The sequence below is a fragment of the Tenacibaculum sp. Ill genome (assembly GCF_051938915.1).
Taxonomy (GTDB): Bacteria; Bacteroidota; Bacteroidia; order Flavobacteriales; family Flavobacteriaceae; genus Polaribacter; species Polaribacter larymnensis.
In genome coordinates this window covers 2342267-2365000 of record NZ_JBPSCW010000002.1, presented here as the reverse complement: position 1 = coordinate 2365000, position 22734 = coordinate 2342267, and the positions used below count along the sequence as shown (strand labels likewise).

The window sequence follows — 22734 nt, the reverse complement described above, 5'->3', positions numbered from 1 at the left end:
TGTTTAAGAATAAATAGCCATTTAATACAATAACATCCCAAGTTAACATTGAGTTAGGGAAGTTAAAAACACCTATTCCTGGTATCATATGCCATAAAACAGATGGTCCTCCCATATCTGCAATTACAAAAACTAAACACATGATAAGAGCAGCTACAGCAAGTCCTTCACCTATTAATACGGCTTGTTTAAAATCAATATCTTTTAGTACATACGTGGGCATTACCAACATAACAGCAGCTGCGGCTACTCCTACTAAAAAGGTAAAATTAGATATATATAATCCCCAGCTGACTCTATCTGTCATACCAGTAACACTTAATCCATGTTCTAATTGAATTGAATAGCAATACATTCCTATTAATATAACTAAGGTTAAGAAAGCCATCCATAGGTGGTATTTTTTAGAGCCTCTAGTGATGATATCTAAACTATCTTTAACTAAGCTCCCAAAAACTTTAAGTTGTTTCATTGTTTTTATTTTAGTCCATGAAATACCAGAACTTTGGTTCGGTACCTAAATCTTCTTTTAATCTGAATACTTTTTTATTTTCTAATACCCAACGAATGGTACTATTAGGATCTAATAGGTTTCCAAAAATACGTGCACCTGTAGGGCAAGCCTCTACACAAGCTGGATTTTTACCTGCTCTGGAGCGTTGTACACAGAAAGTACATTTTTCCATCACTCCTTTTTTGCGCATTCGGTTCCCTAAGTAATGTTGGTTATGGTTTATCTCTTCTTCTGGAACTTCTGGTTTGCTCCAGTTGAATCTACGACCATCGTATGGACATGCAGCCATACAATAGCGACAACCTACACACCAATCGTAATCAACAACTACTAATCCGTCTTTCTCTCTCCAAGTAGCCTGTACAGGACATACTTCTACACACGGTGGGTTATCACAGTGAAAACATTGAGTTCCCATATAAAAGTGACCTTCAGCAGGAACTTCATGGTAATAATTATCATCAGCTTCATTAAAGTTAAAACCTTTACCGTCTTTCATTTCATGAATTCTGATGTATTGCATTTGTGAATTACGATCTTGATTATTTTCTTTTACACAAGCACTCACACAGTCCATATACCCTTGACATTTAGAGATGTTAAAAGCATAACCAAATAGCACATCTTCTTCAGCATTTTTAGAAGACATGTTTATAGTTTTTCCAGTACGTAATTGATACGAACGGACTAAACGATTTACGGTTGCTTCTTTTTCTTCATCGGTCATGAGTTTATAGTTACCTTTAAACTGCTCTTCCCAATCAATCTGTGCTTTTTCTTTAGATTCGTCACTAGAAGTAATGCTTGTACAAGAAGACATTGCTCCAGCTCCAATAAGTAAACTTGCTGTTAGTTTTTTAAAGGCAGACCTACGATCCATTTTTACATCGAATACTTGATCAAAACCATCTTTATATTTTTCTTCACCGATAGAAGCATTTACAGCAGCTTCAAAAAACTCATTCTCGGATAATTCATTCTTAGTTTTATGAGAATCACACCCACCAGAAGTTTTACCACACCCACAAGAACTGGATGTTTGTTTATACTTACTGTTTAAATTGAGTGTAAACCACTTTTTATTTTTATTATTCATGCCTGATTATTTTCGTTCTTTAACTTTTTGGGTATTGAATCGTGCTGGCCACTTAGTATGAAAACTAGGAGAATGTGGGTTGTGACAATTAACACATGTCATTGACGCTCTTGGTGAAGCCCAACTTTTAATACGTTTACCATGTGCACCTCCTGTCCAATCTTTATACTGTTTTTGGTGGCATTGACTACATAATTTATAGCTCATGTTAAAGTCTATAGAATTATTAGTTAAGCTTCTTAAATTATCAGGATTTTCACCATTATGACAGGTTGTACAATTCATAGTATTCTCATCAGCATGATTTATTTTGATATTCCAATGCGCCTTTTTTTTGTCATCACTTTGCATTTGATGCAGTGGTTTGTTATGACATTCGGTACAGGCATAGGATTTTATTTTTCCTTTTCTTTCAGGAATTAAAAAAGTTTGACCATTTTCGGTAACTTCAATAGTTTTTATGCCTTCAAGATATTTTTCTGAAGAGATTGAAATACCATGGTAGTTTTTACTTTCTGCTTCTATTTTATCGGTTATGCTATGATATTCATCTTCTTTATGTTTACAAGAAACAATTAAAAGAGAGATAAAAAAGAAGTAACTTATTAGTTTTATATGCTGATTGTAGTTCATTAGTTTTCAAATTTTCTGATAAAGGTTCCAATATCTTCCGTTACTTTATTATTAGGAACATGGCACTGACGACAGTTTACTCGCTCTGGATGTGTAACTCTAATTTCTTTTGGAGCACTTGGTCCTGCATGACATGCTAAACAATTTTCACGTAATTGTAATTGATGTGGAATTACAGGAGGGCTTCCTGCCAAAGCATTGTTAGTTCCTACTGTTGGAATAGTACCTCTTTTAAAATTAGTTCCTTTAAACAATGTTTGGGTTTTTTGAGGTACATGACATTGGCGGCAGTTTACCATTTCTGGATGTGGTGTTACTGGAGCAAAAGCTTCAAACTTATCTACATAACCACCATTTTCATGGCACTTTAAGCAAGTGTTTTCACCCATACTACGTTCACTAGCAACTTCATGAGGAATGCTAGGTGGGGCACCGTGAAAAGCTCTGTTATCGTAATACGTTTTCATACTTCTTTGATGATTTTCGTCTACGGGCATGTTAGCATAATCTAATGCATATTCTGAACGTTGAAAAACACCAGTTTCTGATGGAATAATAGGTATAGGCCTGTCATTTTCTATTGGTATATAGGCTTCTTCTTGACCTTGATAGTAGCTATAATTCCATATTGTAATGAAAGCTATAAATAGAATGATAAAAAGAGATATGATTCCTAAACGTTTTCTCATAATTTTAAGCTTTTTCTACTTTAACGGCACACTTTTTATAATCTGGCTCTTTAGAAATAGGACAGAAAGAATCTAATGTAATGTTGTTAATTAACATATTTTCATCAAAGAACGGAACAAATACTTGCATTGGTGCAGGTACCCCTCTTTGATTTACAGATGCTGGTAAAACTATTTCACCTCTACGTGTTGTTAATTTTACGTTATCTCCATTTTTTATTTGCATTCGTTTAGCGTCATCTGGGTTTAGTTCTACATACGAATGAGGCATGGCTTTGTGTAACACAGGAATACGTCTGGTCATTGAGCCTGTATGCCAATGTTCAACCACACGACCAGTATTTAACCAGAATGGATATTCCGCATCTGGTTCTTCGGCAGCTGGTTCATAAGGACGTTGCCAAATAACTGCTTTTCCATCTGGTTTTCCATAGAAATGAAAATCTTCTCCATTACTACATGCCGGATCGTATTTAGAATTAAAACGCCATTGAGTAGACTTTCCATCAACATAAGGCCATTGCATTCCAGGATTTTCTTTAAGTACTTCTAATGGAGCCATGTTATGCTTTTTATTATCGTGATGCTTACGATATTCAGCATAAATTTCTTCAATATGGTTTTCTTCATTGTAGTAAAACTGTTTTTCGTACCCTAAGCGTTTTGCTACTTCTACTAATTGCCAAGTATCACTCATAGCTTCACCTGGTGGTTGTACCATTTGCTCAAAATATTGAGTTCTACGTTCAGAGTTTCCATACATACCTTCACGTTCAACCCACATAGCAGAAGGTAAAATTACATCGGCAATATCAGTAGTTGGTGTAGGGTAGATGTCAGAAACGACAATGAAGCGTCCTTCTTTTTTAGCACCATCTCTATAACGCTTTAATTTAGGCATGGTTACCATAGGGTTTGTTACCTGAATCCACATAAAACGAATATCACCTCTATCTAATGCTCTAAACATTTCAACGGTATGATACGTTGGCTTAGGATCGATGTTTTCTACAGGAACATCCCATATTTTAGCAGCAAATTCACGGTGTTCTTTATTCATTACCACACCATGAGGTAACTTATGCGTTAAGGTTCCTACCTCTCTTACAGTACCGCAAGCTGATGGTTGTCCTGTTAATGAGAATGGACTATTACCAGGAGTAGAAATTTTTCCTGTTAATAAATGGATGTTATAAATTAAGTTATTCATCCAAGTACCTCTACTGTGCTGGTTTGGTCCCATACACCAAAGCGACATCACTTTTTTATTTGGGTCACCATAATATGCAGCCATGTATTTAATGTCTTTAGCAGACACTCCTGATATTTTTTCTACTTTTTCAGGTGTGTAGTCTTCTAAAAACTTTTTGTATTCTTCAAAACTGATTTTTTCTGGTTTATCTTTAAACTTATACTTGTCTTCTAAACCATACCCCATATTGGTTAATCCTTTACTGAAGTTACAGTGTTTTTCAACAAAAGATTTATTTACCCAACCATTTTTTATTATTTCATAACATATTGCATTGGCAACTGCTAAATCGGTTTGAGGTAAAAACAGAATAGATTTATCAGCCGCCATACTTGTACGAGTGGTACGCGTAGCAAAGTCGATAATTTTTACACCCCTTTTTAATCGTTGATCTAATAATCTAGAAAATAAAACAGGATGCATTTCTGCCATATTATTTCCCCAAAGAATAAACACATCAGCATGGTCAATATCTTCGTAACAGCCCATAGGTTCGTCAATTCCAAAAGAAGTTAAGAAACCTGTTACAGCACTAGCCATACATAAACGAGCATTGGCTTCAACATTATTAGTACCGATACATCCTTTAAAAAGTTTAGAGGCTACATATCCATCAGGAATAGTCCATTGCCCTGAACCATAAATAGAAACAGCATCTTTACCATAATCTTTAATGGTTTCCTTCATTTTAGAGGCAATTAAGTCTAAGGCTTCTTTCATTGAAGTTTCCACATACCTTCCATTTTTCTTAACTAAAGGTTTTGTTAAGCGGTCTTTGCCGTACATAGCCATTACCGAATGGTATCCTTTAACACAACATAACCCTTTATTTACAGGCGATTTTGGGTCTCCTTTTACTGCAACTGCTTTTCCGTTTTCAACACCAACCATTACCCCGCATCCAACACCACAAAATCGGCAAGGAGCCTTTTTCCAATCTAAATTTCCTCCTTTAGGTAATTGTTTCTCTTGTTCTCCAGCAAACATAATTCCTGGAAACATGGTAGCAGCAGCTGTCATTGCAGATAATACCGCCATCTTTTTTATAAAACTTCTTCTATTTGTTGTTGAAGTATACATAGGGCTAATTGTTTTTAGGTGTATTGAATCCAGAAACCATTGCAAGTAATTTTAAACTACTAATAGCTTCTAATTTTTGTTTTAAAATATCTTCTTCTGCTTTAGTTTCTGTTTCTGTTACTAAAACCAAAACATCTTTGTTTTCTGCAGGAAGAACATCACATTCTTTTAAAGTAGATAGTACTTTAATAAGCTCTTCTTTTTTACCATCATGAGGATGGGCTAAATAACTTTTTATAGGCATAGAAAATAGCTGTTTATTGTCCTTAACAAATTAATAAATATATAGATAGGAAAAATATGATATTTATCATAATGTGTAGTTATTCAGTACGTTATGTTTTTTTAGGGAATAACGAATAGGCTTGAAAGTGAAGTGATTAAAGACTTTTTATCTTTTTTATAACAAAACAAAAATATAATTTATAATTATTTTAAATAATTTACTGTTTATGATTAGCCTCATAATCTGAAAATGAGTTTGTCTTTAATTTTGTGATTCAGTTGAAGTAAAGCTTATGACTTATAAAATTAAAAGTAGAATATGGATAGAAGTAGATGATGCTACTTTTTTAGGAGAGGGAAGAATTAGGTTATTGAAGTCTATTAAGGAAACTAAATCATTATCAAAATCAGCAAGAGAATTGGGAATGTCCTATAAAAAAGCATGGAACTTAATTGACTCAGTAAATAAAAAATCAATGAAACCAGTTGTCGTAAAAATATCAGGAGGTTCTGGAGGTGGTGGAACTACATTAACAGAGTATGGTTTTAAACTTATAGAAATGTATGAGAATATTAATACCAACTGTTGGAAGTATTTAGATAAACAGCTAAAAAAATACTCATTAGACTAATTTAAATAGCAAAAAATAAGAAGTAGAAAGCATGACTAATATCATATTTTAAATTTTGCTGTCCAACTACTTTCGCAACCAGAATTATTTATAAATATGACATTAAAAGATAAAATTACGCGTTTAAAGTCAGAAAAAAATGCGGTTATATTAGCTCACTATTACCAAGAAACTGAAATACAAGATGTGGCTGACTACGTAGGTGATAGTTTAGGTTTGTCACAAAAAGCAGCGGAAACAGATGCAGATTTAATTGTATTTGCAGGAGTACATTTTATGGCTGAAACAGCTAAGATTTTAAACCCTACAAAAACTGTTGTTTTACCTGATTTAGAAGCAGGCTGTTCTTTAGCAGAATCATGCCCGCCTAAGGAGTTTGAAAAATTTATAAAAGAACACCCAGATCATAAGGTAGTGACTTATGTAAACTGTAGTGCAGAAGTTAAAGCGTTAACTGATATTGTTTGCACTTCTTCTAATGCACTCAAAATAGTAGAATCTATACCTAAAAGCACTCCAATTATTTTTGCTCCTGATAGAAATTTAGGAAAATATATTATAAAACAAACTGGTAGAGATATGCTCCTGTGGGATGGTAGTTGTGTAGTTCACGAAGCTTTTTCTATAGATAAACTGATAGAGTTACATAAAAAATATCCTGACTATAAAATAATTGCACATCCTGAATCTGAAGAGCATATTTTAAAAACAGCTACGTATGTTGGTTCAACCGCAGGAATGATTAATTATGTTAAAGAGCATTCTAATCAAAAGTTTATTGTGGCAACAGAGGCTGGAATTTTACATAAAATGCAACAAGAAGTTCCAAATACAGAATTAATTCCTGCTCCAGCTAAAGAAGATAATACATGTGCATGTAGTGAATGTGCTTATATGAAAGTAAATACTATGCAAAAGTTATATGATTGCTTATTGCATGAAAATCCAAAAATAGAAGTACCAAAAAGAATTAGAGAAAAAGCATTGGTTCCAATTCAACGTATGTTAGAACTTTCAAAATAGATGATAATAACCGATTATTTAGTAATAGGATCAGGGGTTGCAGGACTTACTTTTGCGGTTAAGATAGCAGAAAAGTTTCCTAATAAAGCAGTAACTATTATAACTAAAGGAAGCGAAGATGAGTCTAATACTAAGTACGCTCAAGGAGGAGTAGCAGTTGTTTTGGATAAGGAGAAAGATTCTTTTCAAAAACATATTCAAGATACATTAATAGCGGGTGATGGTTTGTGTAATAGAGCCATTGTTGAAATGGTAGTTAATGAAGGACCAAAACGGTTTAAAGAACTCATTACTTGGGGAGCTAATTTTGATATAAACACAGAAGGTAGTTTTGATTTAGGTAAAGAGGGAGGGCATTCAGAGTGTCGGGTGGTACATTATAAAGATATAACAGGATATGAGATTGAAAGAGCTTTGTTACAACGTATCCACCAGTTAAAAAATACTAAACTTTTACCACATCATTTTTCTATCGATTTAATTACAGAGCATCAATTAAAGTCAAAAGAAAGGGAGCAAACAAGGTGTTATGGTGCCTATGTGCTAAATGAAAAAACAGAGAAAGTTCTTACAATAAAAGCGAATAATACAATACTAGCTTCTGGAGGAATTGGTAATGTTTACGGACATACTACAAATCCTATAATTGCTACTGGAGATGGTGTAGCAATGGCATACAGAGCAAAAGCGGTTATAAAAGATATGGAGTTTGTTCAATTTCATCCAACAGTATTGTATAACAAAGAAGGAGATTCTTCTTTTTTAATTTCAGAGGCAGTGAGAGGGTTTGGAGCTTATTTAAGAGATAAAAAAGGAAATCGTTTTATGCTAAATTACGATGTTAGAGCAGAATTAGCATCACGAGATATCGTTTCCCAATCTATAGACAAAGAACTAAAGGAATCAGGAGACCCTTGTGTGTTTTTAGATTGTACACATCTAGATATGATAGCTTTTCAAAAGCATTTTCCTACCATTTATCAAAAATGTAAAAGTTTAGGTATTGATGTGACTAAAGATTGGATTCCAGTAGTACCTGCTTCTCACTATTTATGTGGAGGAATTGTAGTTGATAAAGAAGGAAAAACAACTATTCAAAATTTATTTTGTTGCGGAGAAACTTCAAGAACAGGATTACATGGAGCCAATAGGCTAGCTTCTAATTCTTTGTTAGAAGCACTGGTGTATTCTCACAATATTTTTAAGTATTTATCAAAAAACAACTTTACTTCCTCATATTTAGAAATACCAGAATGGAATGCTAATGGTGTACTTTTAAATGAAGAAGAATTAGTAATTAATCTTTATTTAAAAGAATTACAAACTTTAATGAGAGATTATGTAGGAATTGTTAGAAGTAATGCACGGTTAACAATAGCTAAAACAAAGCTTGAAATAATTTATAATAAAGTTGAAAACTTATATAAAAAAGCAAAAGTTACAACTGCTCTTTGTGAGTTAAGAAATATGATCAATGTAGCGCATTTAATTATTAATCAATCTATTGAAAGAAAAGAAAACAAAGGAGGCTTTTTTAACATTGACAATACCATCAAAGAGGTTCATAAATTAGTCTAATCCCATGACTTTTATCATTAATTAAACAGTACTTTCTTTTGAGATTTGTAGTTATAAAAAATGAATAAAATGTCAGATAATTTAAAGATTGTTACAGCTGAAGAAGCAGTAGCTATTGTAAAATCAAACAATAAAATATTTTTCCAAGGAGCAGCAATGACTCCTAATTTATTAATAGATACTTTGTGTGAACGTTATCAAGAGGTAACCAATGTAGAAATAATCCAAATTCATACCCATGGTAAAGCTAAGTATTTAGAAGAACCTTATAGTAAATCATTTAAATTGATAAGTTGCTTTGTAGGTGATAACGTTAGGAAAGGAGTGAATATGAATAATGGAGACTACATTCCTATTTTTTTAAGTGAAATACATTGGTTATTCCGTCGAAATATTTATCCATTAGATGTAGCATTTATCCAAGTTTCTACACCTGACAAACACGGGTATTGTTCTTTGGGAACTTCAGTAGATATTACATTACCAGCTATACAAACAGCTAAAACTGTTATAGCTCAGGTAAACCCGAATGTTCCCAGAACACATGGAGATGGTATTATCCATATAAGTAATATTGATTATGCAGTAAAAGTTGACTCACCAATTCATACTTCTATAACAGGAACACCTTCAGAAATAGAAACAAGAATAGGAGAAAATGTAGCAGGATTAATTGAAGATGGAGCAACACTACAAATGGGAATAGGGAACATTCCTAACGCAGTATTACATAACTTAACAAACCATCAACGTTTAGGTATTCATACAGAGATGTTTTCTGACGGTGTATTACCATTAATAGAGAAAGGTGTAATTACTGGGGAAGAAAAAGAAATTAAAACAGGAAAAATTGTTACTTGTTTTGCTGTAGGCTCTCAAAAACTATATGATTTTATAGATGACAATCCTTTGGTACACTTTAAAGAAGCTGGATATACAAACGATACCTCTATTATAAAATTAAATCCAAAAGTTACCGCAATTAATAGTGCTATTGAAATAGATTTAACAGGACAAGTTTGTGCAGATACAATTGGAAAATATCAATATTCAGGAGTTGGAGGACAAATGGATTTTATTAGAGGAGCATCCTTATCAAAAGGAGGAAAAGCAATTATAGCAATGCCTTCAATAACAGCAAAAGGAGTTTCTAAAATTACACCATTTTTAAAAGAAGGAGCAGGGGTTACAACTACAAGAGCCCATGTACATTATGTAGCAACAGAATACGGAGTAGTTAATTTGTTTGGAAAGAGTTTAAAAGAACGAGCAAAAGCATTAATTTCTATAGCTCACCCTAATTTTAGAGAAGAATTAGAAAGAGAAGCTTTTAATAGGTTTACCAAGTTATAAATAAAAAAGGAGCAGTAAATAAACTGCTCCTTTTTTATTAAGATATTTTCTTTTCTAAAAGGATTGCCTTCGGATGCAAAATATTATTTTCGAGATGTATATGTTTATGTAAATCTTGTTCAAACTCTTCTAGCTTAGCATATAAAGCTCTAAAAGTATTACAGGCTTCTTCAGGAGGAGTATAATTATTAGACAGCCTAGATATTTCTTTAAAAATATTTCCAGCACTTTCATGTTCATGTTCCATCATTTGTATTGGATTGTTTACAGTCCCAAAAGGAGGTGTTGTGTTTTTTCTTCCTTCTTTTTCAGCTTGTACTAATTGTTTTATAAAAGGAAATAATACCTGTTCTTCTTTTTGCATGTGTGATAGTAACTCATTAGCAACCTCATGAAATAACTGATTTATTTCAACTACTTCAATATAATGATGCCCGTGAACTTTAGCTACTTTATTAACATATTGAGAAATGATAGGTAGGCTTTCTCTTACGTAGGTATGATGTACATTTTCAATGTAAATCATTAAAAAATCTAACTCCCATTTATCATAATCTTCAATAACATCTTTTATTACATCAACCTCTGCTAGTTCTTTTTCAAGAGTTGCTTGATCTACATTGTTTTTTGCGCAAGCTTTTTCAACAGATATACCTCCACCACAGCAAAAATCAATTCCGTATTTCTTAAAAATATGTGCTGTTTTTATATTTTCAGTCACATAGTCAGCTACTGTTTTGTTACTTGATACTACCATAATTTCTAGTTTTTAGATGTGAATAAAGTTGGTTTAATAGTTACCATAACCCAAGCCCAATTATTTGTGTTACTATCTGAATTTCCTTTTAAGACCTCCATTCCTTCAGAAGGAAATAAGTGAGAATACCCAGCTTTAAAACCAATATCTTTCGTAAACTTATATCCGTATACAATATCTACTTCAGTACCTAGTTGGTTAGAAACTGAGTTATTAATATCTGCAGCAGCAGAAAAATTATGAACAAAAGCTGTTAAACCAGATTTTGAGTTTAATTTAAAATTAGCTTTTGCATAGAGGTCTAGCAAACCAACACTGTTTATATGATTTCCTACGTAGAAATAATCCATAAAACCATTAAACTTATGATTGGTTCCATAAAAAGGAGTAAAAGCATTGTTTTCATCAGCAGGAGTATTGTAATCATTACCACTTTGTAATTCAACTCCTAAACCAATCTTTGCTTTTTCTGAAGCTTTAAACATGGCCTCTAAACCAAGTAAATAAGCATTTAAATCTCTATCTAAAACATCATTACCAAATTGATAATATAAGTTAGCAGCAATAGTAAACTTATTTTTCTTTGCAGTTAAATGTGTTCCTATAGTTTGACTATACTTAAGTCCGTTAGGAGATTGCATACCGTTGTTTAAAAACAAAAAACTACCAGAAAAGTCACTCCAATCTTTATGTAACCACGCATATTGCATAGCTTTATACGTATTTGGTGTAGTTAAATTTGTTCCTGTTAGGTTTTCTTTTGATTGATTAAATGCCAAACCAACATCAAACTTAAAACTATCTTTTTTATACTTTAGCATTGCCATATCATGGCTACGAGCTTGTTGTGCCCAACCAACATTACCAAAAATTCTACTATCGTCATAAATAACTTCTTGTCGTCCTAGTTTTACAGAAAAGTTTGTGTCTAAAAGTATTTCTCCCCAAGCTTGGTGTACACTCAAACCACTATTATCAGCAGTATTTAATTGCGGAACATCTCCCCAAACTCTAATATCTTGAAAACTAACATAAAAATTTAACTTTTCAGTTTTATAGGTAGTGTTCAATCGAGTTCTTTGAGAAACAAAAAGAGCAGGATTGGCATTATCAGGAAATAAAGTTTTAAACCCATGCCTATATTCGGCACGCGGACGTAGTTCTGCATCAATTATTAATTGAGCAAATGTTGTAGTGGTAGCAAAAAAGAGCAATGCTATTATAATTTTTGATGTTTTCATAATTTTTTAATTAACATTAGCCCAAATTTCTAGATAAATGCTAGGATAAAACATGATAAAAATCAGTTAGAACTAAAAAAGATGAAAATATCTTTTATAGATAATAAAAATTAAAATGAGTATAGTTAATAATGAATCGTAGCTTTGTAAGTAACAAAGAAAAGAAACTACTAATAAGTTAAATAAAACGAAAGAGCAGGATGAACGACAAAATTTTAACTTGGAAAGATGTAATTAATTTTGCAGTTAATGGTAATCCAACACCTGATAAAAGAGTGGAAAAAACAGCAACAGAATGGCAAGAACTTTTAACCCCAGAACAGTTTAGAGTTACTAGGCAAAAGGGAACAGAAAGACCAAATTCAGGAGCATTGTGTAGTGTGTATGATGCTGGTAAATATAAGTGTGTATGTTGTGGCACACCTTTGTTCGATTCAACGATTAAGTTTAGTTCAGGTACTGGTTGGCCTAGTTTTACGCAACCTATAAAAGAAAACGCTATTCAATATGAAAAAGATACTACTTTTGGAATGGTACGCGTGGAAGTAATGTGTAATACTTGTGATGCGCATTTGGGACATGTTTTTCCTGATGGACCAGAACCTAGCGGATTACGTTATTGCATTAACTCGGCTTCAATGATTTTAGATACTGAATAAAGAAAGGAGAGAAATGACAAATAATAAATTAGAAGTAATAACCGTTGGTGGCGGTTGCTTTTGGTGTGTAGAAGCTGTTTTAAATCAAATAAAAGGAGTAGAAGAAGTAGTATCTGGTTACATGGGAGGTACTGTACCAGGAACGCCAACCTATAGAGAAATTTGTTCAGGTTTAACAGGACATGCAGAAGTAGTACAAGCAACGTTTAACCCAGATATTATAAGTTATGAAGAGTTATTGGTAATGTTCATGACAAGTCACGACCCAACAACTTTAAACAGACAAGGAGCTGATGTAGGAACCCAATACCGTTCTGTAATTTTTTATCATACAGAAGAACAACAACAAATTGCTGAAAAAGTAGTAGAAAAGTTGGCACCTTATTATGAAGATGAAATTGTAACAGAAATAAGCCAAGCATCCACATTTCATAAAGCAGATGAGAGTCATCAAGATTTTTATGAAAAAAATAAGGATCAAATGTATTGTGTAGTTGTGATTTCGCCTAAATTGGCAAAATTGAAAAAACTGTACGCAAGCAAACTAAAAGAACAATAGAACGTGTTGAAATTCAATATACAAAATACCTTTACTAAAGAATTACCTGCTGACCCAATTCAAGAAAATACTCGAAGGCAGGTTACAGAAGCTTGTTTTTCGTATGTAACACCTAAAAAAACGTCCAATCCAAAAATAATTCATGTTTCAGATGACATGGCTAAAGAATTAGGGCTTTCAGAAACAGCAATAGCTTCAGATGAATTCAAGAACATTTTTACTGGGAATGATGTATATAAAAATACACAACCGTATGCCATGTGCTACGGCGGACATCAATTTGGACATTGGGCAGGACAATTAGGAGACGGTAGAGCGATTAATTTGTTTGAAGCAGTTCATGATAACAAAAAATGGGCATTGCAATTAAAAGGAGCAGGAGAGACACCATATTCGAGAAATGCAGACGGATTAGCAGTGTTACGTTCCTCTATTCGTGAGTATTTATGTAGCGAAGCTATGTATCATTTAGGAGTACCTACAACAAGAGCACTATCTTTGGCACTATCAGGAGATCAAGTTCTAAGAGATGTAATGTATGACGGAAACGCTGCGTATGAAAAAGGAGCAATTGTCTGTAGAACAGCCGAGTCTTTTTTACGTTTTGGTAGTTACCAAATATTTCCTGCCAGAGGAGATGTAAAAACATTAAAAACACTAGTTGATTATACCATTAAACATCATTATTCTCATTTAGGTAAACTTTCAAAAGAAACATATGTTTCCTTTTTTAAAGAGGTGGCAGAGCGTAGTTTAGAAATGGTCATTCATTGGCAACGTGTTGGTTTTGTACACGGAGTAATGAATACCGATAATATGTCGATTTTAGGGTTAACCATTGATTATGGACCTTACGGATGGTTAGAAGGTTACGATCACGGATGGACGCCAAATACAACTGATAATACCCATAAACGTTATCGATATGGTGTGCAACCAGAGGTGGTTTTATGGAATTTATATCAGTTGGCAAATGCTCTATATCCTTTAATTGAAGAAGCTGAACCTTTAGAGGCTGTTCTAGAAAACTATCAAGAAAAATTTCCTGAAAAGTACATGCATATGATGCGAGAAAAACTAGGGCTTTTTTCTTCAAAAGAATCAGACGGAATATTAGTTTCAAATCTTGAAGAAGTACTTCAAAAAACAGAAACAGATATGACTATTTTTTTCCGATTGTTGTCAAGCACTTCAAAAGATGATACCATAGAGGAGGCACTCAAAAAAATAGAAAAAGCATTTTATACGCCTTCCGAAGTTGTAGACGAAATAAAAAATTCTTGGGAAAACTGGTTTCAAAATTATATAGATAGATTACAAAATGAAACTGTTTCAGATGAAGAAAGAAAAACAAAAATGAATGCTGTAAACCCTAAATATGTACTCAGAAATTATATGGCGCAATTAGCCATTGATGATGCAAATAAAAATGATTTTGTATTGTTAAGTGAGTTATATTTACTGCTCAAAAATCCTTACGATGAGCAGCCAAAATATGAAAAATGGTTTGCAAAACGACCTGAATGGGCTCGAAATAAAGTAGGATGTTCTATGTTATCTTGTAGTTCTTAAGATAAAAACAAGTGCTATATTTTAGTTTAAATAGAGCTATGTAAAACACTGATTATTAGTGTTTTAATGTTTTGTTTTGAAAATAATTCAAAACATTTTTTTAAATAAAAATCAAAATAAATTTGGAAAATCCATTTTTATAATTGAATATTTGTGCTCGTAAAAGTTCAAACACTTATTGACGATGTTATCAAGAAAGGTGGAGGGATTAGACCCTATGAAACCTTAGCAACCCTTTGTGCAAACAAAGAAGGTGCTAAATTCTACCAGAGCATAAAAGCTTGTGGATAGATAACCCAAAGAAGTTTTCTTTATTTCTACAAGAATCTTCTTATAATTTTCTTAATAACATTTTTCTAGTAAGCAACATCTAACAAAGATGTGTTTTGGCTTTTGGTTTAATTTTTTATTAACTCAAAAAACAAGAAAAATGAGTACACAAAAATTCGCAACAAATGCGTTGCACGCAGGTCACGATGTAACACAAAATGGAGGAACAAGAGCTGTTCCTATTTATCAAACAACATCATATGTTTTTAACGATTCAGAGCATGCAGCAAACCTGTTTTCGTTAAAAGAATTAGGATTTATTTACACCCGATTAAACAATCCAACCAATCAAATTTTACAAGATCGTTTAGCAGCTTTAGAAGGCGGTATTGGGGCTGTAGTGTTTGCTTCGGGTACGGCAGCAATTTCAACAGGTTTACTAACCTTGTTAAAAGCAGGAGATCATATTGTAGCTTCGAGTAGTTTGTATGGAGGAACTTACAATTTGCTGAATGTTACCTTACCGAGATTAGGCATTACCACTACGTTTGTTGATGCATCAAACCCAGATAGTTTTGCAGAAGCTGTACAAGAAAATACAAGAGCTTTCTTTGTAGAGTCTTTAGGAAATCCGAAGTTAGATGTTTTAGACTTACAAGCGATATCAGCACATGCAAAAAAGGCGGAAGTTCCTTTTATTGTGGATAATACAGTGGCAACTCCTGCTTTATTAAATCCGATTGAACACGGAGCTAACATTGTAATTCACTCGTTAACAAAATACATTGGCGGACAAGGAAACTCGTTAGGAGGAGCTATCATTGATGCAGGAACTTTTAACTGGGCAAATGGTAAGTTTCCTGAGTTTACAGAACCCTCAGCAGGATATCACGGATTGGTATATCACGAAGCTTTAGGAGCTGCATCGTATACGTTTAAATTAATTTTAGAAGGATTACGTGATTTTGGAGGAGCTTTGAGTCCTACCAATGCCTTTAACATCATCCAAGGATTAGAAACCTTAGAAGTAAGAATTCAAAAACACAGTGAAAATGCCTTGTCTATTGCTAAATGGTTGCAAGAACAAGAAGAAGTTGCTTGGGTAAACTATCCAGGGTTAGAAGTTAACAAATACAAAACTTTAGCCGATAAATACTTACCAAAAGGACAAAGTGGATTGGTAACCTTTGGTGTAAAAGGAGGCTACGAAGCCGCTAAAACTGTTGCAGATAATACAAAACTCTTTTCATTACTAGCAAATATTGGAGATACCAAATCTTTAATCATACATCCTGCAAGTACAACACATCAACAATTGAGTGATGAAGCACAAGAAAGCACTGGAGTAACGAAAGATTTAATTCGTTTGTCGGTTGGTTTGGAAAATATAGAAGATTTAAAAACCGATTTACAAGAAGCATTTGCTAAAATATCTAAAGAAGTATTGGCATAAACCAATAACATTTAGAAAATACCTCAAAAATAAGTTGGTAATGAAAAGTGATTTACAACACATCAATATTCTTAGTTATACCACAATAAGCGGTACGCAATTCGATACAATTCCGTTAAGTTATCAAGTTTTCGGAAAAGCATTGGGTACTGCTCCTGTGGTGCTAATTAACCATGCTCTTACAGGAAATAGTAATGTTGCAGGAACTCACGGTTGGTGGCAAGATTTGATAGGAGAACATAAGGTTATAAATACTAATGAATATACCATTTTGTGCTTTAACATACCAGGAAATGGGTATGACGATTTTTTAATTGATGATTATAAAAGTTTTGAAGCGCGCGATATAGCTAATATATTTTTAGATGGACTACAACAGTTACAAGTTGAAAAGCTATTTGCTTTAATAGGAGGTTCTTTAGGTGGTGGAATAGCTTGGGAAATGGCTGTGTTGAATCCGAAAATTACTGAGTATTTAATTCCTGTGGCAACCGATTGGAAATCGACCGATTGGTTAATAGCGAATTGTCAAATACAAGAACAATTTTTAACCAATTCTAGTAATCCGGTACACGATGCACGCATGCATGCTATGTTGTGTTATAGAACACCAGAGTCGTTTAAAAAACGTTTTCAACGCTCTAAAAATGAAGAATCTGAGCTTTTTAATGTAGAGAGTTGGTTGTTACATCATGGAAAAAAATTACAAGAACGTTACCAGTTAGCTTCTTACAAATTGATGAATCAGTTATTAAAAACCATCGATGTAACAAAAGGAAGAGAAGGACTAGATGTATTAGAAACCATCGAAGCAGATATCCATATAGTTGGTGTTGATTCCGATTTGTTTTTTACTGCGGAAGAAAACAGAGAAACACACAAACAACTGGCATCGGCCCATGCGAATGTAACCTATAATGAAATTAATTCAGATCATGGGCACGATGCTTTCTTAATAGAATACAAGCAATTAGAAAAAATTATTGAACCTATATTCAATCAAAAATCAACCAATAAAAGAATGAAAATTTTAAAGTTTGGCGGAAAATCATTGTCGAATGAAGGCATACCAAATGTAGTATCAATCATAGAACAAAAAATAAATGAAGGAGAAAATATAGCTGTAGTAGTCTCAGCAAGAGGAAATGCTACAGATGAGTTGGAAGAATTATTAGAAAGAGCAGCTAAAAGTGAAGCTTTTAAAGAGCAACTAGAAGCTTTTAAATATGAACAAACAAAATTAACACCTTTAGTAGATTTTTCTACTGAATTCAATAGGCTAGAAAAACTATTTGAAGGAGTTAGTTTGTTAGGAGACTACAGTCAAAAAATAAAAGACGAAGTGTTGGCACAAGGCGAGTTATTGTCTATAAAAACCGTAACCGATTTGTTACAGCAAAAAGGTATCAATGCCAATGCTACCGATGCTAGAAATTTGTTGAAAACAGATGAAAGCTTAGGGAATGGACAATCAATAATTGAAGTTTCGAAAGAAAATGTAAAAAATCATTTCAAGCAACATAACGGAACAACAGTAAACATTGTAGCAGGGTTTATAGCATCTAATTTAAAGAATGAAACTACAACATTAGGAAGAAACGGAAGTAATTACACAGCATCATTATTAGCCAACTATTTAGATGCGGAAGAGTTACAAAACTACACACATGTTGATGGTATTTTTACCGCAAACCCTGATTTGGTAGCAGATGCTAAAAAGATAGAAGAGTTATCTTTCTCTGAAGCGAATGAATTAGCCAACTTCGGGGCCACTATTTTGCATGCAAAAACCATTATTCCCTTATTAGAGAAGAATATTAACCTTCGTATATTAAATACGTTTAACCCAAACGATAAAGGAACGTTGATTACGGCAAAATCAACTTCAAAAGGAATCAAATCCTTATCAGTATTAGATAAGGTTGCTTTAATAAACTTCGAAGGAAGAGGCTTGTTAGGAAAAGTAGGAGTGGATGCACGTATTTTTAAAGCGTTGAGTAATCACGGAATTAGCGTGAGCATTATTTCACAAGGTTCTTCAGAAAGAGGAATTGGTTTAGTGGTTGATAAAAGCAATGCAACAGCAGCTGTAAAAGCTTTGGAACAAGAGTTTGAAAATGATTTACAAACAAAAGATGTCAATCAAATTTCTATTCAAGAAGAAGTATCGGTAATCTCAATCATTGGACAAGATTTAAGTGAATTCCACCACCCATATAATGCTTTAATCAAGAATCAAATAGTTCCTTTACTATTCAACAATACAATTACAGGTAAAAATGTGAGTTTGGTGGTAAAAAAGGAACAATTACATAAGGCGTTAAATGTAATTCATGGTCAAGTATTTGGAGTTGCTAAAAAGATAAACATTGCTGTTTTTGGTAAAGGTTTAGTAGGAGGAACACTGATAGAACAGATACTAGAAAGTTCGAAATCAATCTTAGAGAGACGTAAAATTCAATTAAATATTTTTGCCATTGCTAATTCTAAAAAAGTGTTGTTAACCAAAAATGGAGTAGCAACTAATTGGTCGGATGAACTTGAGAATGCAGTAGATAACCAGCATACAGTTGATACAGTAATCGATTACGCTAAAGAACATCATTTAGAAAACCTAATTACGGTAGACAATACAGCAAGCGTAGACTTTATAGAAAATTACATTCCGTTAGTCAATGCAGGGTTCGATTTGGTTTCATCTAACAAAATAGCCAATACAGTTTCGTTCGATTTTTATAAAAAACTCCGTAAAACCTTAGAAATAAATAATAAAAGTTACTTATACGAAACCAATGTAGGTGCAGGGTTACCGTTGATAGATACGATTAAACTATTACACGATTCAGGCGAAAATATCACGAGAATTAGAGGGGTGTTTTCAGGTTCGTTAAGTTATTTATTCAATAAGTTTTCTGTGGAAGATGTACCATTTTCAATAGTATTACAGGAAGCAATTGATAAAGGATTTACAGAACCAGATCCTCGTGAAGATTTATGTGGTAATGATGTAGCCCGAAAATTATTGATTTTAGCTCGTGAATTGGATTTAGAAAATGAATTTGAAGATATTCAAATTGAAAACTTAATTCCAGAGGAGTTTAGAGAAGTGTCTTCTGACGAGTTTTTATCCAATTTAGAACAGTTAGATGCTACATTTCAACAACAAAAGGAAACACAGGAAGAAAATCATGTATTAAGATACATTGGTGACCTACATGGAGATTTACAGCAAACGAAAGGAGAGTTGGATGTAAAGTTAGTCTCGGTGCCCGAGAGCTCTCCTTTAGGAAGTTTAAAAGGTTCGGATGCCATTTTTGAAATTTATACAGAATCTTACGGAGAACAACCTATTGTCATTCAAGGAGCAGGAGCAGGATCAAAAGTTACTGCCAGAGGGGTGTTTGGAGACATCTTACGATTAGCAAAGAATAATAATTAGAAAAGAGAACAAAGAAAATAGAGCAGAGAAAAAAGATACAAGAACTGAGACCCAAAAATCTAGATTCTTTTATCTGACAACGAAGCGGTCAAACACCTAAAAAAACAACATGAGCAAAAATTTTGAAACACAAGCTATACGAACGCAAACAGAACGTTCACAATTTTCAGAACACTCTACACCTTTATACTTAACTTCAAGTTTTGTATTTGATGATGCTGAAGATATGAGAGCGTCGTTTGCTGAAGAAAAGCAACGAAACCTATATAGTCGATTCTCAAACCCGAATACCACTGAATTTGTCAATAAAATAGTAACAATGGAAGGGGCGGAAGCAGGATATGCTTTTGCAACAGGTATGGCAGCAGTGTTTTCAACTTTTGGTGCGTTGTTAAATGCAGGGGATCATATGGTATCGTGCCGCTCTGTTTTTGGTTCAACACATAGTTTGTTTACTAAATATTTACCGAAGTGGAATATAGAAACAAGTTATTTTAAAATTACCGAGGTAGATACTATTGAAAGCCTAATTCAACCAAATACCAAAATTTTATATGCTGAGACACCTACCAATCCGGCAGTAGATATTTTAGATTTGGAATTGTTAGGAAGTATTGCCAAAAAGCACAATTTATTATTAGTGATAGACAATTGCTTCGCAACCCCGTATTTACAAAATCCCATAAAGTTCGGAGCCGATTTGGTGATTCACTCAGCTACAAAACTCATAGATGGTCAAGGTCGTGTTTTAGGAGGCGTAACCGTAGGAAAAGAGGACTTAGTTAGAGAAATCTATTTATTTTCAAGAAATACAGGTCCAGCAATGTCTCCATTCAATGCTTGGGTATTGTCTAAGAGTTTAGAAACGTTGTCGATTAGAGTAGAGAAACATTGTGAAAACGCCTTGAAAGTAGCGCAGTTTTTAGAAGAACATCCAAAGGTGAAATTGGTGAAGTATCCATTTTTAAAATCGCATCCACAGTATGAAATAGCTAAAAAACAAATGCGACTAGGAGGAAATATTGTTGCTTTTGAAATCCAAGGAGGTATAGAAGCAGGACGTAAATTCTTGAATAGTATTCAACTATGCTCATTATCAGCAAATTTAGGAGACACAAGAACCATTGTAACACATCCAGCATCTACAACACATAGTAAGTTAAGTGAAGAAGATCGATTAGAGGTAGGAATTACTGACGGTTTAGTACGATGTTCGGTGGGATTAGAAAACGTAGAGGATGTAATTTATGATTTAAATCAGGCATTAAATAATTAAGAAGTAAAGCATATATTTGTAATATGCTTTCTAAGAAAACAAAATACGGAATTAAAGCGCTTACTTTTATTGCTAGGCAAGAAAAGGGCACTATGGTACAAATAGCTACCATTTCAGAAAAGGAAAATATTTCGCACAAGTTTTTAGAAAGCATATTACTTACCTTACGAAAATCAGGAATTTTAGGAGCTAAAAAAGGAAAAGGTGGAGGCTATTATTTGTTAAAGCCAGCTAGCGAAATTAGAATGACTGATGTTATAAGAACACTAGAAGGACCTATTGCTATGGTACCATGTGTTAGTTTGAATTATTATGAAAAATGTGATGACTGTCCAGATGAAGAAGCTTGCTCAGTACACAAACTTATGATTCAAGTAAGAGATAATACGCTACAAGTACTTCGTAATAACACACTAGCAGATTTAGTGTAGTATTAACAAATTGTAAAATTCAAATATTTTTTTGATTTCTCCTTGGAGAATTAAAAAGCATCTGTATATTTGTCGACTTAAAACCTAGTATTCCGATAGGGTAATAGTATTTTAAAAATGATTGTAGAACAAGTAGTAGAAAATAAAGCAAATTATAAAGAAGATAAGCTTTCTGAAAAACCAATAAGAAGCATTATAAAATCAATAAGTTGGAGAGTTGTTGGTACCATAGATACAATATTAATATCATGGGTAATTACAGGACAAGTAAAAACAGCTTTTTCAATTGGAGCTGTAGAGTTAGTAACAAAAATGCTATTGTATTTTTTTCACGAAAGAGTTTGGAACAGTATTAAATGGGGCAAAAAATGAGTATAGAAACAATGAATTTAGAAGCAGTAAACGCAGAGTTAAAAAACAAATCTCCAAAAGAGATTATTGTTTGGGCATTACTACAAGCAAATAAAGCCGTAGTAACTACAAACTTTCGTCCCTATGAAGGAGCTATTTTACACGCAGTAGCATCAGTAAAAAACAGTATAGATGTTATTTGGTGTGATACAGGATATAATACTCCACAAACTTATAAACATGCCGAAGAGTTAATTGAAAAACTACAGTTAAACATTCAGTTGTATGTACCTAAACAAACAGTAGCACACAGAAACATCACTTTAGGTTTACCAACAATAGATGATCCAAAACATGCTGTTTTTACTGAACAAGTAAAATTAGAACCTTTTAAAAGAGCAATGAATGAACACAAACCAGATGTTTGGTTTACGAATTTAAGAAAAGGACAAACTGCTTTTAGAGATAGTATTGATATTGTTTCAAGAAGTAAAGACGGAGTATTAAAAGTAAGTCCATTTTACCATTGGTCAGATGAGGAGTTAGATACTTATTTAGAAGAAAACCAGTTACCAAACGAGTTTAAGTACTTCGATCCCACAAAAGTAGAAAGTAACAGAGAATGTGGTTTACATATTTAAAGAACATGAT

The 22734-nt window shown here is 33.2% G+C and carries 21 protein-coding genes and 1 riboswitch (1 of these 22 running past the window's edge); of the genes, 13 read left to right on the top strand and 8 right to left on the bottom strand.

The window, feature by feature from the left end; genetic code table 11:
* The 6 genes in view from dsrP to ACTPNM_RS11045 are tightly spaced (at most 10 nt apart) and all read right to left on the bottom strand, a layout consistent with a single transcriptional unit that may run on beyond the window.
* Positions 1-472, bottom strand: the 5' portion of a protein-coding gene (dsrP, locus tag ACTPNM_RS11070) for a sulfate reduction electron transfer complex DsrMKJOP subunit DsrP (RefSeq protein WP_440121834.1). The gene continues 746 nt to the left of window position 1, outside the view; only the first 472 of its 1218 coding nucleotides appear in the window; the start codon lies at positions 470-472; the stop codon falls past the left edge of the window.
* A 10-nt stretch (positions 473-482) separates the two neighbouring features.
* On the bottom strand, positions 483-1610 hold the full coding sequence (locus tag ACTPNM_RS11065) for a 4Fe-4S dicluster domain-containing protein (RefSeq protein ID WP_440121833.1): 1128 nt from the start codon (positions 1608-1610) through the stop codon (positions 483-485).
* A gap of 6 nt (positions 1611-1616) precedes the next feature.
* A complete protein-coding gene (locus tag ACTPNM_RS11060) occupies positions 1617-2243 on the bottom strand; it encodes a cytochrome c3 family protein (RefSeq protein WP_440121832.1) in 627 nt (208 codons plus the stop codon).
* Positions 2243-2932: a nitrate reductase cytochrome c-type subunit gene (locus tag ACTPNM_RS11055; protein WP_440121831.1), complete on the bottom strand. Its 690-nt coding sequence runs from the start codon at positions 2930-2932 to the stop codon at positions 2243-2245. Before ACTPNM_RS11055 ends, ACTPNM_RS11060 begins: the two co-directional genes overlap by 1 nt.
* Positions 2933-2936: 4 nt before the next feature.
* The gene (locus tag ACTPNM_RS11050) at positions 2937-5264 is read right to left on the bottom strand and encodes a molybdopterin-dependent oxidoreductase (protein WP_440121830.1); all 2328 of its coding nucleotides are present in this window, start codon (positions 5262-5264) and stop codon (positions 2937-2939) included.
* 4 nt (positions 5265-5268) lie between these two features.
* Positions 5269-5508 carry a hypothetical protein gene (locus ACTPNM_RS11045; RefSeq protein ID WP_440121829.1) on the bottom strand — a complete coding sequence of 80 codons (240 nt, stop codon included), beginning with the start codon at positions 5506-5508 and terminating at the stop codon, positions 5269-5271.
* Positions 5509-5782: 274 nt separating this feature from the next.
* Between ACTPNM_RS11045 and ACTPNM_RS11040 the strand changes: the two genes are divergently transcribed.
* The 4 genes from ACTPNM_RS11040 to ACTPNM_RS11025 all read left to right on the top strand — a co-directional run bounded on the left by ACTPNM_RS11040 (position 5783) and on the right by ACTPNM_RS11025 (position 10075).
* Positions 5783-6121 (top strand): winged helix-turn-helix domain-containing protein, encoded by a 339-nt coding sequence (locus ACTPNM_RS11040; RefSeq protein WP_274641293.1) that lies wholly within the window; start codon positions 5783-5785, stop codon positions 6119-6121.
* A gap of 45 nt (positions 6122-6166) precedes the next feature.
* Complete coding sequence (gene nadA / locus ACTPNM_RS11035; RefSeq protein WP_440122835.1) at positions 6167-7144, top strand: quinolinate synthase NadA; 978 nt, start codon at positions 6167-6169, stop codon at positions 7142-7144.
* Complete coding sequence (gene nadB, locus ACTPNM_RS11030) at positions 7145-8722, top strand: L-aspartate oxidase (protein WP_440121828.1); 1578 nt, start codon at positions 7145-7147, stop codon at positions 8720-8722. It abuts the gene before it with no gap.
* Between the two features lie 69 nt (positions 8723-8791).
* Entirely contained in the window at positions 8792-10075 is a 1284-nt protein-coding gene (locus ACTPNM_RS11025; protein ID WP_440121827.1) for an acetyl-CoA hydrolase/transferase family protein, read from the top strand.
* 37 nt (positions 10076-10112) lie between these two features.
* Here ACTPNM_RS11025 and ric read toward each other — a convergent pair whose 3' ends face one another.
* Positions 10113-10832: an iron-sulfur cluster repair di-iron protein gene (gene ric / locus ACTPNM_RS11020; protein ID WP_440121825.1), complete on the bottom strand. Its 720-nt coding sequence runs from the start codon at positions 10830-10832 to the stop codon at positions 10113-10115.
* A gap of 5 nt (positions 10833-10837) precedes the next feature.
* Positions 10838-12073: an alginate export family protein gene (locus tag ACTPNM_RS11015; RefSeq protein ID WP_440121824.1), complete on the bottom strand. Its 1236-nt coding sequence runs from the start codon at positions 12071-12073 to the stop codon at positions 10838-10840.
* Positions 12074-12285: 212 nt separating this feature from the next.
* Between ACTPNM_RS11015 and msrB the strand changes: the two genes are divergently transcribed.
* The 9 genes from msrB (at position 12286) to ACTPNM_RS10970 (ending at position 22724) form a co-directional block, all read left to right on the top strand.
* Positions 12286-12732, top strand: a complete 447-nt coding sequence (gene msrB, locus ACTPNM_RS11010) for a peptide-methionine (R)-S-oxide reductase MsrB (RefSeq protein WP_440122834.1) — start codon at positions 12286-12288, stop codon at positions 12730-12732.
* Positions 12733-12745: 13 nt separating this feature from the next.
* A complete protein-coding gene (gene msrA / locus ACTPNM_RS11005; RefSeq protein ID WP_440121823.1) occupies positions 12746-13291 on the top strand; it encodes a peptide-methionine (S)-S-oxide reductase MsrA in 546 nt (181 codons plus the stop codon).
* A gap of 6 nt (positions 13292-13297) precedes the next feature.
* On the top strand, positions 13298-14863 hold the full coding sequence (locus ACTPNM_RS11000; RefSeq protein ID WP_440121821.1) for a protein adenylyltransferase SelO: 1566 nt from the start codon (positions 13298-13300) through the stop codon (positions 14861-14863).
* 184 nt (positions 14864-15047) lie between these two features.
* Positions 15048-15161, top strand: a riboswitch (SAM riboswitch).
* A 132-nt stretch (positions 15162-15293) separates the two neighbouring features.
* Positions 15294-16586 (top strand): O-acetylhomoserine aminocarboxypropyltransferase/cysteine synthase family protein, encoded by a 1293-nt coding sequence (locus ACTPNM_RS10995; protein WP_440121820.1) that lies wholly within the window; start codon positions 15294-15296, stop codon positions 16584-16586.
* A gap of 40 nt (positions 16587-16626) precedes the next feature.
* Complete coding sequence (gene thrA / locus ACTPNM_RS10990; RefSeq protein ID WP_440121818.1) at positions 16627-20025, top strand: bifunctional aspartate kinase/homoserine dehydrogenase I; 3399 nt, start codon at positions 16627-16629, stop codon at positions 20023-20025.
* A gap of 109 nt (positions 20026-20134) precedes the next feature.
* On the top strand, positions 20135-21301 hold the full coding sequence (locus tag ACTPNM_RS10985) for a trans-sulfuration enzyme family protein (RefSeq protein WP_440121817.1): 1167 nt from the start codon (positions 20135-20137) through the stop codon (positions 21299-21301).
* Positions 21302-21324: 23 nt separating this feature from the next.
* Positions 21325-21732: an RrF2 family transcriptional regulator gene (locus ACTPNM_RS10980; RefSeq protein ID WP_028891802.1), complete on the top strand. Its 408-nt coding sequence runs from the start codon at positions 21325-21327 to the stop codon at positions 21730-21732.
* A gap of 117 nt (positions 21733-21849) precedes the next feature.
* Positions 21850-22104 (top strand): DUF2061 domain-containing protein, encoded by a 255-nt coding sequence (locus tag ACTPNM_RS10975; RefSeq protein ID WP_028891803.1) that lies wholly within the window; start codon positions 21850-21852, stop codon positions 22102-22104.
* Between the two features lie 11 nt (positions 22105-22115).
* A complete protein-coding gene (locus tag ACTPNM_RS10970; RefSeq protein ID WP_440122833.1) occupies positions 22116-22724 on the top strand; it encodes a phosphoadenosine phosphosulfate reductase domain-containing protein in 609 nt (202 codons plus the stop codon).
* Positions 22725-22734: the final 10 nt, after the last annotated feature.

Bases quoted from the DNA above. Each gene is read 5' to 3' on its own strand.
- ric (WP_440121825.1), bottom strand. From the start codon at position 10,832: ATGGTAGTATCAAGTAACAAAACAGTAGCTGACTATGTGACTGAAAAT.
- ACTPNM_RS11060 (WP_440121832.1), bottom strand. From the start codon at position 2,243: ATGAACTACAATCAGCATATAAAACTAATAAGTTACTTCTTTTTTATC.
- ACTPNM_RS10975 (WP_028891803.1), top strand. From the start codon at position 21,850: ATGATTGTAGAACAAGTAGTAGAAAATAAAGCAAATTATAAAGAAGAT.
- msrA (WP_440121823.1), top strand. From the start codon at position 12,746: ATGACAAATAATAAATTAGAAGTAATAACCGTTGGTGGCGGTTGCTTT.
- ACTPNM_RS11065 (WP_440121833.1), bottom strand. From the start codon at position 1,610: ATGAATAATAAAAATAAAAAGTGGTTTACACTCAATTTAAACAGTAAG.
- ACTPNM_RS11055 (WP_440121831.1), bottom strand. From the start codon at position 2,932: ATGAGAAAACGTTTAGGAATCATATCTCTTTTTATCATTCTATTTATA.
- ACTPNM_RS10995 (WP_440121820.1), top strand. From the start codon at position 15,294: ATGAGTACACAAAAATTCGCAACAAATGCGTTGCACGCAGGTCACGAT.
- nadB (WP_440121828.1), top strand. From the start codon at position 7,145: ATGATAATAACCGATTATTTAGTAATAGGATCAGGGGTTGCAGGACTT.
- ACTPNM_RS11045 (WP_440121829.1), bottom strand. From the start codon at position 5,508: ATGCCTATAAAAAGTTATTTAGCCCATCCTCATGATGGTAAAAAAGAA.
- ACTPNM_RS10985 (WP_440121817.1), top strand. From the start codon at position 20,135: ATGAGCAAAAATTTTGAAACACAAGCTATACGAACGCAAACAGAACGT.
- ACTPNM_RS11025 (WP_440121827.1), top strand. From the start codon at position 8,792: ATGTCAGATAATTTAAAGATTGTTACAGCTGAAGAAGCAGTAGCTATT.
- ACTPNM_RS10980 (WP_028891802.1), top strand. From the start codon at position 21,325: ATGCTTTCTAAGAAAACAAAATACGGAATTAAAGCGCTTACTTTTATT.
- ACTPNM_RS11015 (WP_440121824.1), bottom strand. From the start codon at position 12,073: ATGAAAACATCAAAAATTATAATAGCATTGCTCTTTTTTGCTACCACT.
- ACTPNM_RS10970 (WP_440122833.1), top strand. From the start codon at position 22,116: ATGAATTTAGAAGCAGTAAACGCAGAGTTAAAAAACAAATCTCCAAAA.
- thrA (WP_440121818.1), top strand. From the start codon at position 16,627: ATGAAAAGTGATTTACAACACATCAATATTCTTAGTTATACCACAATA.
- ACTPNM_RS11040 (WP_274641293.1), top strand. From the start codon at position 5,783: ATGACTTATAAAATTAAAAGTAGAATATGGATAGAAGTAGATGATGCT.
- ACTPNM_RS11050 (WP_440121830.1), bottom strand. From the start codon at position 5,264: ATGTATACTTCAACAACAAATAGAAGAAGTTTTATAAAAAAGATGGCG.